Annotated in this window: 8 protein-coding genes, 1 tRNA gene and 1 pseudogene; 6 read left to right on the top strand and 4 right to left on the bottom strand. The window is 49.4% G+C overall.

Translation table 11 applies throughout. From position 1 onward, the window contains the following. Positions 1-281: hypothetical protein (locus AB5H98_RS10855; RefSeq protein ID WP_367925919.1), on the bottom strand; the 281-nt coding region annotated here is incomplete at its 3' end. A 666-nt stretch (positions 282-947) separates the two neighbouring features. Here AB5H98_RS10855 and AB5H98_RS10860 point away from each other — a divergent pair. The 6 genes and pseudogenes from AB5H98_RS10860 to AB5H98_RS10885 all read left to right on the top strand — a co-directional run. Then, positions 948-2,066, top strand: a pseudogene (locus AB5H98_RS10860) (IS110 family transposase); the annotation flags it as partial. A 1,875-nt stretch (positions 2,067-3,941) separates the two neighbouring features. Next, positions 3,942-4,985, top strand: a complete 1,044-nt coding sequence (locus AB5H98_RS10865) for an AAA family ATPase (RefSeq protein WP_367925920.1) — start codon at positions 3,942-3,944, stop codon at positions 4,983-4,985. 96 nt (positions 4,986-5,081) lie between these two features. Next, positions 5,082-6,194: a tyrosine-type recombinase/integrase gene (locus AB5H98_RS10870; protein WP_367925921.1), complete on the top strand. Its 1,113-nt coding sequence runs from the start codon at positions 5,082-5,084 to the stop codon at positions 6,192-6,194. 143 nt (positions 6,195-6,337) lie between these two features. Beyond that, positions 6,338-6,988, top strand: a complete 651-nt coding sequence (locus AB5H98_RS10875) for a helix-turn-helix domain-containing protein (protein ID WP_367925922.1) — start codon at positions 6,338-6,340, stop codon at positions 6,986-6,988. A 13-nt stretch (positions 6,989-7,001) separates the two neighbouring features. After that, positions 7,002-7,736 (top strand): nucleotidyl transferase AbiEii/AbiGii toxin family protein, encoded by a 735-nt coding sequence (locus AB5H98_RS10880; RefSeq protein WP_367925923.1) that lies wholly within the window; start codon positions 7,002-7,004, stop codon positions 7,734-7,736. A gap of 169 nt (positions 7,737-7,905) precedes the next feature. Then, positions 7,906-9,084, top strand: coding sequence for a tyrosine-type recombinase/integrase (locus AB5H98_RS10885; RefSeq protein ID WP_367925924.1), 1,179 nt, complete (start codon positions 7,906-7,908; stop codon positions 9,082-9,084). Between the two features lie 248 nt (positions 9,085-9,332). Here AB5H98_RS10885 and AB5H98_RS10890 read toward each other — a convergent pair. The 3 genes from AB5H98_RS10890 to AB5H98_RS10900 all read right to left on the bottom strand — a co-directional run bounded on the left by AB5H98_RS10890 (position 9,333) and on the right by AB5H98_RS10900 (position 11,189). Beyond that, positions 9,333-9,409 (bottom strand) — tRNA-Arg (locus tag AB5H98_RS10890). Between the two features lie 298 nt (positions 9,410-9,707). Further along, positions 9,708-10,325, bottom strand: coding sequence for an ECF transporter S component (locus AB5H98_RS10895; protein ID WP_367925925.1), 618 nt, complete (start codon positions 10,323-10,325; stop codon positions 9,708-9,710). Positions 10,326-10,415: 90 nt separating this feature from the next. Beyond that, positions 10,416-11,189, bottom strand: a complete 774-nt coding sequence (locus tag AB5H98_RS10900) for a type III pantothenate kinase (protein WP_367925926.1) — start codon at positions 11,187-11,189, stop codon at positions 10,416-10,418. Positions 11,190-11,317: the final 128 nt, after the last annotated feature.

Below are 11,317 nucleotides of genomic sequence, written 5' to 3' on the forward strand. Positions count from 1 at the left end.
CACACAGAGGGCTTTTCATCCTCCGGCGGCTGTACCTCGGCCGCGCACTGCGCCGAATCCTCCGCGCAGACGGGGCACGCGCTGTTTCCCTCGTCCCCGCACAGGACATCACGGATGCACGATGTATCGTCAAATAGATCAGCCGCAAATACACCCACCATATTCGTGCTGAACAGTACGGCGCACAGCGCCACACTTATGACACGCCGCCAACCGCCCCGCCGGTGGGTCTGGCCGCGCGCTAAGCGTTTTCCACTGTCCATCTTTTTCCTTAGATACATAAAAAACGCCTCTTCTTGTTTAATGGTCATTTCCTGACCAATAACGTGGACTTTATCGGTTACTGTTTTTGCGTGCAGTTTGGATAAACTAAGAAAGCTTGCCCCCCTCCTTACTATGCAAAACAGCGCAAAACAGCACACAAGTGTACATATAAACAGTATAGCGCGCCCGAATGGAAAAATCCACATTTTCCTGACCGCTTTTTTTGTACTACTTTCCTTGAACCCATCTCAGGAACGTGTCCTGTGCAATAGAAAGCTGCTGGGCTGCCTCCCGTGAAGTGATTTTTTGGTCTTCCCAGTCCTCTTTAAGCTGCCAGAATCGTTCCGGCACATCTTTTCTTGGCCGCCCAAATTTTACGCCGCGCAGTTTTGCCGCCGCAATCCCTTCTATTACAATAAATTTGGACAGGAAAGCCGGGCAGCCAGTCCGGCTTTCTCTCCATCTCGTGCCTAAGCTACAATAAGGGGAGCAACTGGCTGACCAATCCCTCCTTGGGCTTTTATGTCCGTTCGAAAGACTGTCAGCCATCCTCTTGTTGTAGCGTTCGATTTGAGCAGGTTGAGCCACCGGATGCCGGAGAGTTCGTGTCACCCAATAGATTGAATCGGCAGCGAGAAAAGATGGATTTCCGGTTGCAGATTCTTGGTATTGGAGGAATGTGAATGAACTGCGTTGGCATCGATGTTTCCAAGGGCAAGAGCACGATTGCAGTCATGCGGCCCTTTGGAGAGGTAGTGGTTTCACCCTTTGAAGTGTGCCACACCGTCAATGAACTGAGCGAGCTGGCAAGGCAACTCAAAAGCTTGGACGGTGAGACCCGTGTGGTGATGGAATCCACAGGTAATTACCACGCGCCGGTGGCCTGGCTGCTCCATGACGCGGGCTTTTATGTCTCGGTAGTCAATGCAATGCTGGTGCATGACTACGGAAACAACAGTTTAAGACGGGCCAAGACCGACAAGAAAGATGCTGTGAAGCTGGCAAACTACGGCCTTGACCACTGGCTCACACTGCCGAGATATGTCCCTGAGGAGGATACCCGGCTTATGCTGAAGACCTGCTACCGGCAGTACCAGCAGTATTCCAAAGTACAAACCATGCTGAAGAACAACTTGATCTCCCTGCTGGATACTGCTTTTCCAAACGCAAACCGCCTGTTTACCAGTCCGCCCCGCGCTGATGGCAGCGAGAAGTGGGTGGACTTTGTCGCCACTTTTTGGCATTGCGAGTGCGTCTGTGGCTTGTCTGAGAAGGCCTTTACCGCCAAGTACCAAAAGTGGTGCAAGAAGCACGGCTACAATTTCAGTGAAGACAAGGCGCTGGACATTTATGCCTCCGCTTTCGCTCACTTCGGTGTCATGCCGAAAACGGATACGGCAAAACTTTTGGTAGAACAGGCTATTTCCCAACTCCGGGCAACTTCCGCCGCGTTAGCTGCTCTTAAGCAGAAGATGCAGTCCTTGGCGGCTTCTCTGCCGGAGTATCCTGTGGTGATGGAGATGTTTGGTGTTGGCCCCACTCTCGGCCCACAACTCATGGCTGAAATTGGAGATGTGCGCCGTTTTCATTCCAAGAAAGCGCTGGTGGCCTTTGCGGGCATTGACGCCCCGCCATACCAATCCGGCCAAATAGATGTCCGCAGCCGCAGCATTTCCAAGAGGGGATCTGCCTCCCTGCGCAGGACACTCTTTCTGGTGATGGGCGTCCTCCTGCAATGCGCTCCAATGGATGAGCCAGTTTACCAGTTCATGGACAAGAAACGCTCTGAAGGCAAACCCTATTCTGATGAGGATATCGACACTGTTACCTCCAGTTACCTTGACCCGCAGAGCACCAAAAACAACATTGCCTTGCAGGGGAAAATTACAAATGCTTTGTTACCAGTTGCTGCTCGTTATAACAACAACTTAGACCAACAGCAACGATACGAATTTCGGCGGCAAATCCGTAGCTTTGTGAAGTGGTATAACTATATCACTCAAATTGTTCGTATGTTTGATAAAGATCTCCATAAAGAATACATCTTCTGCAGTTATCTTTCACGCCTGCTCCCTAGTAATGAAACAGAAATGTGGGATCTCGGCAGCAAAGTGGCCTTGGAGTATTATAAATTGGAAGAAACCTTTGCAGGCTCCATTTCTTTGCAGAAAGATGTTTCCGGGCAGTATGAAGCCCCTACCATGAAAAAAGGAGTATCAAAACAAGACAGTAAAAGTCAGCTTGATGAAGTGATCGAAAAATTCAATGAGCAATATGCAGGTGAGATTACTGAAGGTGACCGCATTATTGTCGAGATACTCATGAACAAAATGTCCCAGGATGATGTTTTACGAAAATCTGCACAACAAGATGGAGAACAGATTTTCATAAACAGTGTGTTTTCTAAAGCATATGATAGAACCGCAATGGATGCGTACAAAGAGAGTAGTCAAGCATTCGGCATTTTGTTCAGCGACCCCAAAAAGTATGCAGCACTAAAACACGTTTTGGCTGAAATGATGTACAATCAATTTTGTCAGCAGTAATTCTTTCACAATGTCAATACATCTCTGATATTTTAAAAGTAAGATTGGAGGTCATCATTAACAGACGATCCACAACTGAATAGCAAACAACGAGTGATCAGGAGCTGGCTTTTCAAAGCCAAGACTACCAGGGCCGTATGAGCAGGTATTCGGTTTTTCCGAAGCCTTTGTTCATACGGCTCTTTTTTATAAAAATTTTTCTTAAACCTAGCATGATTTGATAGGTTTGACTTTTATCATGAAATTGCGGCACGAAAGTGGATTTCACAGAAGGTCAGGAGTGTTGTTGGTAATCCACATGGATCATCGGCTACTCATAGCGGCTTAAAAGTGGCTCGCCATGTGGCAATCCAAGATAGACTAAGGATTTCTTTTCTTTCCCTTTTGCACCATATCTCGACTGTATTACAAACTGTATCTTTGAAGGACAGTTGAACGGAGGCTGCATAGATTCGCTTTGTGGCGGTTTTAAGAGATTTCACGGCCGATCAGGCTGTTCTTTAAAAACCCTGGAAAGCCTCTGTACCCAGCACAAGGAATCCTACATAAGGAATCCTTTGTCGGCTCTGGGTAAAAATCTACGCTCGGCACCTGGAACTGGCCGGGAAAACGAAGTGAGAAAAATGACAGATTGCTCTTATGATCCCGTTTATAGTACTTGACTTCTGTTATGCTTATAAGGGGTGGTGGAGGAACTTCATCAGTCAAAAGGTCTCTCCCAGGTGGTGTCTAGCTTTGCTAGCATAGCGTTTGGATATCCAAACGCTGTTTGCCTTGGGCAACCCCAAACCCCTGGCAGTTGAATCTACGTGTCAAGAATCTCCCACACGAGACGAACTGCCTCATAGGTAGCTCTGGTAAGCAAGGATATCATAAACGATATCCTTGCTGTAGGCAAAACCTCGATATCTCTTTACAAGGATATCGAAAACGATATCCTTGTGTGTCGTATGCATTGTGAGCCGACATTGTGTGCGGAGAATCAGGAAAGTTGTTTTGAAGAAGAGACGTTACAAGTTCAATTCTGGCGCCCTTCGTCTTCAAAATAAAAACATTAACAAGGAGGAATGTGAAAGAGGACAATTATCACGTTCGTAAAACACCAAATGACACAATAGAGAGGATGTTGCGATGACCCAAGACTTAAATCTGTATACAATGCAAACTTTGTTTGAGCAGCCGCTGGAACCTATCGATTTTCTGGTAGACGGCCTTTTTGCACAGGGACTGTACATTCTGGGCGGTTCGCCCAAGGTGGGCAAAAGCTGGCTGGCACTGCAGCTCTGCCTGGCGGTGTGCACAGGAACCCCTTTCCTGGGGAGGAAAACGCAACAGGGCGAGGTGCTTTATCTCGCACTGGAGGACGGTCCCCAACGACTGCATTCCCGCGCGCTGCGTCTGACCCAGACTGCCCCTGCCGGCCTATACCTTTGCGGGCAGGCTCTTCCCATCGGACAAGGGCTGGAACGGCAGTTGGAACGGACGCTGGAGGAACACCCCGGCATCCGGCTGGTCATTCTGGACACGCTGCAGAAGGTGCGTATCGAGTCGGGAAATGGGATGTCCTATGCGGCAGATTACCGGGATGCGTCAGCACTTAAAAGTGTTGCCGACCGGTACCACATTTGTCTGCTGGCGATTCATCACCTGCGCAAGTTGCCGGATGAGGATCCGTTTAACCGGCTGTCCGGCACGAATGGCCTTTCCGGTGCAGCAGATGGCAGCCTTGTCCTGCTGCGGACAAAACGGCAGGAGAATACAGCTGTGCTTTCAGCAACAGGAAGGGATATTGAGGACCAGGAAGAAACGCTGGAGTTTGATGATTGCCGCTGGAATCGGACAACCGATCCGGAACAGCTTCAGTTTGGCCTTCTTGTAATGCTGCTGCAAAAACTGCTTCGGCAGGATATGTTTCAAGGCACTGCAACCGAACTGGCCGACTGGCTGGGAAAGGAAGGCCTTCTCTTCGGGCCTGCACAGCTTTCCCGGTATCTTCAAAGCCGGGGACGGCAGTTGGCAGAAGCAGGCATCGGACTGGAAGTGAGCCGTACCAACAGCAAAAGGACCCTGCGGCTCTGGCTTGGTGACAGAAGTGACGGTTGTGACAGCATTCCCGGAGAAGGGACAACAGCGAATATGCTGTCACTGCCGTCACCAGCGTCACAGGCTTCATGATGGGAGGCGAGCGGGATAGCTTCTATCAAGCAAAGAGGAGAACGAAAATTCAAAATCACTGTCTGCAACGGGTACCGCCCCGGAGGGCAAAAGCGTATGCAGAGCCGCACCATCGATGTTCCGCAAGAGATACCCAAGCGCGGCATTATGCAATATGTCCATGCTGAAGCAGAGCGAATGGAGAAACGGTATCGCTGCGGGATGGATGAGGACGACCGCACTACCTTTGAGCAGTACGCCGAGAGCTGGCTTACACGGCAGACCCACTATAAGCCCAGCACTCTGGCTGGGTACAAGCGCCAGCTGGAGGTCGTTTATCCGTACATCGGCGGGGTGACGCTGAATAAGCTCCGTCCGCTGATCCTGGAAGAAATGTGTGCGGAACTGCGCAAACGGAAAAATCGCCGGGGAGAGCCTGTGTGTGAAGCCACGGTACATAAGTACCTCGAAACAGTCTCAGCAGTATTGGAGGACGCGAAGCGAAACGACATTCTGCTCTACAATCCTGCCCATCGGGTGCGGGGTATTCGGGTGGAAAAGAAGGTGCAGCGCGTCCCCGCCGAATTCGAGATGCGCAAGCTGATGCAGTGCATTTTGCAGGAGCCGCTGCTCTACCGGGTGTTTTATCTGACCGCCATTACCACCGGGATGCGACGAGGCGAACTGTGTGCCCTGCGCTGGAACGATCTTCACGGTGGCGGGGTTGTGACGGTACAGCATTCCCGCAGTTCAGTGCTGGGACAGGGAATTGTGGAAAGTAGCACCAAAAACCACCGTGCCCGCACTGTGGTGATCCCGGAACTGGTGCATGATTACATGGGAGAACTGTTTCTGGAGCAAGCGCGAGCGGGACGTGTCATCCACCCGGATGACTATATCTTCTCCACCGTCGATGGACCGGTGCACCCGGATTCCTTTACCAGACGGCTTCGCAGGATCTATCAGAAAAACGACTTTCCACCGGATTATCATCTGCATACCCTGCGGCATTTCTTCGCCACCTATCTGTTGCAAAACAATACCAGCAAGCAGGTGGCAGCGGAGCTGCTGGGCCATGCAGATACCCGCTTCCTGGAACGCACCTATTGCCATCCCCAGCTGGAGAGCAAGCAACGGGCTGCGTCTGTGTTGGCAGAGTGGATTCAGCCAGCGGAGGACGAAGCATGGGAACGTGAGCAGAAACAAATGAATACGGAGTCTGCCGGATGAACAGCAGGGGCGACGGGTGACCGCCGCCCCTGCTGCTGGTGATATTAGGGTAAGTATGGTACCCAATTCCTGATAAAGTCGCCTGAGAAATAAAGTTGACATAATGCACCCATTGGGTGTATTGTGTTGGTGGAGGGAAAGATATGAATATACGAGAGATGAGAACACAGCTGGGAGATACGCAAAGTGAATTTGCAGCACGATACAACATTCCGTTTCGCACGATACAAAATTGGGAAGCAGAAGTGCGTAAGCCACCAGAATATATTGTGACTCTGTTGGCGGATCGTATACAGGCAGACCTTGTCAATCGAAAGACAAATGTGCTTCCGAAGTACGATCCCCAAAAAGTAGATCTGCCCAAAAGGAGCGACTACGTGGGAGCGATCGCATGGCTGAAAGCGATCCGTGAATGTATTGGAGAATCCGTAGTTTTTGCATTGGATGAAGCGCTTATGTGTCAGGGGAACTTCGGGGGACACAGCGAAGAATACATCATATGGGTATATGGGAGTGATTCGCTTGCCCGATTTAACGGCGTGGTGGTTCTTGGCAACCATGTGTGCTCCTGCAATGTAAAGGAGAAGAACGGATTGTTGTATACAGACTTCAACCGAACCATTGCTGATGCCTTGGCCAACGAAGCAATATTGGATATGCAAGGAATTACGGAAGCGATCAGCCGGTATTATTATCGTAACGGAGAAAGCTTTGAGGGCTTATCGATTGTTCCCGAATATCAGGAGAAATTTGAACGATTAGCAGTAGAAGCGATAGAGTATTACGAAAATTAAGAGGGAATTGTATATGAACATAACAGCAGAAGAAAAATTGATGTACGAGGTAATGAGGGCAATATATGATAGCGGGATACCGATAAGCTTCAAGGGCTCAATGGTACTCAAAGCTTGTCTTGTGGAGGCCGGCTATTCTGAGGATACCCGCCATACAGTTGATATTGATGGGAACTGGAATACCGATTCGCCGCCGTCAGCAGAGCAAATGGTGGAGTCCCTACAGAGCGCTCTCCAAAAAGCTGGCATAGACTTGAATGTGAGCATATACAGAATGTATGGTGAAGGACGTTCTGCTGGATTTGAATTGCAAGAAAGCGCCACAGGCGAAATTCTGTTTACTATGGATATCGATGTAAATCGTTCGGAGCCGCCGACAAAAATATATGAAATGGAGGGGCTCCGTTTTTGTGGTGTTGCACCTTCGCAAATGATAGCAGATAAGGTATCGGCTATCTCTACAGATAAAGTATTTCGTCGAATAAAAGATGTTGTGGATCTGTATTATATTTCGAAGGTTTTCGATTTTGATCGAGAAGTCATCATTCAGACACTGAAGGATAGCGGTAAAGACTTGGATACCTTTAATGGTTTCCTTCATAGAAGCGAAGATTTGCGCCACTCTTATGAAAAGTTCCGTTTCGCGGGAGGTGTAAACAAACCGCCGTTTGAAGAGATATATTGTGCGGTAAAGTCGTATATTAAAGCAGTGTTGCCGCGTGAAAAGCGTAGGGATTTTGAACGCTAAAAAATCCTGCAAGAAGAAAACAGGGGCGACGGCTAACCGCCGCCCATGTTGCTATTGGTGGTATGGGGATAAATGTGGCACCCAATTCTTGTTGGGTTTGGTGATAGCTATGTGTCGCAGATGTCGGTATGCTTTGTTGTACCAAAACACACAAAGGAGTGGTCAACACATGGCAAGCATTCGAAAACGCGGCGAGAACAGCTATCTACTGGTAGTGTCCCGTGGGTATGATTACCAGGGAAATCGACTAAAGCCAGCTCAAAAGACTGTTCACCCACCTATGGGCCTGACACCGAAACAGAAAGAAAAATGGCTGAATGAGCAGGTAGTCCTCTATGAGCAGGAGGTGAAACACACCCCTGGCCAGCCGGTGGATCACAGTATGACCCTGGCCAAATACATCGAGATCTGGCTCGAGCAGGTGGCACCGAAAAAACTCGCTGCCAGTACGCTGACGCGTGATAAACAGGATATCCGCCGTATCCTGCCAGCACTTGGACACTATAAACTGACAGAGCTGAATAAGGAAATCTTCCGCGACTTCTACGATGCCATGCGCCAGGAGAAGAACGAAAACACTGGAAATGTACTGGCAGAGAAAACAGTGGAGGGGATTCATTCCTGCCTGTGCGGCATCCTGTCCGATGCGGTGGAGGCGGGTTATATTACTCACAACCCCGCATGGCGGGCCTACAAGAAGAAGGGTATCCCAAAAGAGCGCCCGGTGGCAGATGAGGAAACTGTACGGCAGCTTATAGCGGCGCTGGAAACCCAAAGCATGAAATATGAAGTGTACTACAAGCTCATCCTTGCCACCGGGATGCGCCGGGGCGAAGCATGCGGTCTGCGCTGGTCAGACATAGACTGGCGGCAGCGGGCACTTCACATTCAAAGAAACGTTGTCAAGCTGAGTCGACAACCCATTCTGGTCAAGGAACCTAAGACACGGGCAGGGGTGCGGGTAGTGTATTTGTCCAAAGATCTCTGCAAGCTACTGCACGCCTGGGAGAAGGAATGTCAATGGGAAAAAGAGCAGCAAGGCGCGGGTGCGCTCACACAGGATGACTACCTGTTCCGACAGCCTAATGGCGACCCTATGGTGCCCTGCACCTTCACCTTCCGGTTCAAGAAAATTCTCCGTGAAAACGGTCTGCCAGAAAATTTGAATGTGCACAGTTTGCGCCACACAAATGCCAGCATGCTCATCGCCCAAGGTGTGGATGTTCGAACGGTGGCGGGCCTGCTGGGTCACTCCCAGCCCAGCACCACGCTGGACATTTACAGCCATGCCTTTGACAAAAACAAGCGTCTTGCCGGACAGAAACTCAGCGAAGTGATGGGGCTGTGAGAAAAGCAGGGCGCGTGTCGCCGGTAAACAGCCTGTATCGCGCGGAATGAGGCGAAGGCGAGGAACGACACCATGGGAAGAAAACCTGCCCCAAACAGCGAATTTGGGGCGGGTTTGGAGGAGCCGAAAATCGACTGAAAGGCATACCTACGAAATCATATTCAATATGATTTGGTTTGTAACACAATGTGGTACAAACCAAAATCCATACAAAAAGACCGCTGCGTGAACACACAGCGGTCTTTTTGTGGTGCGCCCGACTGGATTCGAACCAGCGGCCTTCCGGGTCGGAGCCGAACGCTCTATCCAACTGAGCTACGGACGCACATCTATGAAAACCGTCCGAAGACGGGTTTCAACTATTCAGTTATAAGTGGTCAAATAGTAGTCAGGCTACTACAAAACCGAGGGATGCGATGTCGAAAAATGGCTTTGTTATGCGGTTTTTCGGCTGCGCCCGGTGGGGTGTCGCAGTAGTCGGAGCCGAACGCTCTATCCAACTGAGCTACGGACGCATTTAGTAAGTGCAACAGTTATATTAACATATTTTTTTACGTTTGAAAAGTCCCTTCTGCAAAGAAAAAAGAAAGCGTGTTTTGAACACGCTTTCTTTTTAAGTCTTTTTACATCTTTGATAAAATAGGATGAAGTGTCTTGCTCAAAATCCCTACGACTACAAAGCCTACCACGGCCTCTAACACGCCCTGCACACCGACAAAAAGAACTACGAACATCAGCGGGTTGGCAGCGCCGAGTGTTTGTACCATTCCCTGGATAAAATCGGTTTGGTAGAAAAACAGCACCAGAGCACTCATAAAGAATACGGTATTTAACACAGGGCCAGCCAAAGATGCGGCGCCGAAGGACAGCCAATGTCGGCTTCCAGTTTTGCTCTCCGCGGCAAAAACCCCTTTGAATACCAAACCGGCCAACCAGCCGGCCAGGATGCGGGTGGGCACACACACCAGAAAGGTAAAAACAGGATTGATTGAAAGCAGTACGTCGCCGAATCCGCTGACACTAAAGCAGGTGGCAAAGCTTGTCAAGCCAAAGATGCCTCCTAATATTGCACCGGCGGTAGGGCCCAGTAAAATAGCCCCTAAAGTAACCGGAACCATTAAAAAGGTGATTTCTAACGCAAATACGCGTAGATAACCAAGTGGTGTGTAGGCCATAACCAATTCGATGGCAGCCAACAGAGATAGCTGGACAAGATAACGGACATTTGTTTGCTTTTTCATTTTTTTCTCCTTACTGCCGTTCCGCCCAAAGCGGATACAGCGTAACCATATTTTATGTACACACCGCCTATGAAAAGCAGTGAGAACACCTCATTTAGCGTTTTTGCAGTACAGCCGATATAGACCATCCAAGACCAAATTTTCGTGATAATGGATGGGATGGTTGCAGTGGCGAAGAATCACTGGAGCGATTTCACCGGTAGCCACACAAAATAAATCATGACATTGCAAAGAGTCCGCAAAACGCTCTAACATGCCATCCAACATGCTGGCAGTCCCCAAAATGGCACCGGCCTGCATGCATGCCGTGGAATTGGTACCCAGCACACCACATTTGGGTGCTACCAGGTCAATTTGAGGAAGTTGAGCGGTTCGAGTGCTTAATGCATCCATTCCAGTGCGTACGCCTGGAAGGATAGTGCCGCCTCTCATCGCTCCCTTTTCATCCAGGGCAATCATCGTAGTAGCTGTGTCAAAAGAAATGATCACACAAGGATAAGAATACGCGGCAAGAACCTCTACAGCACAGCATACAAGTTCGCTTCCTAGCTGAGAAGGATCATCCATGCGGATGGAAAGTCCTGTTTTCAGTCCGGGTCCTACCGTATAAATTCTTCCCGAGTACAAGTGAGTCAGAGCGCGACGTATGCAGCTCAACAGCGAAGGAACCACACAGGAAAAAATGACACCCGAAATATCCGCAGGAGTTCGACCGTACAATGCTAGAACAGATTGCATTTGTACAGCATATTCATCAGAGGTTTTCGAAAGATTGGTGTGAAGGGAAGCGCAGAAAGTCTGCCGTCCTTTTTCGTACGCCCCTAAGAGAACGGAAGTGTTGCTCACATTGACGGTCAGAATCATACCCTCGCCTCCAATCCTTTATATATAGTAATATAGGAAAAAACAAAAAACAAGAGAATTTAAAAAAATGCAAAAAACACGTTGACAGAGGGAAGAAGATGTGGTAATATAACGAAGCTGTCCGGAGA

This window comes from uncultured Ruthenibacterium sp., assembly GCF_963558415.1.
Taxonomy (GTDB): Bacteria; Bacillota; Clostridia; order Oscillospirales; family Ruminococcaceae; genus Ruthenibacterium.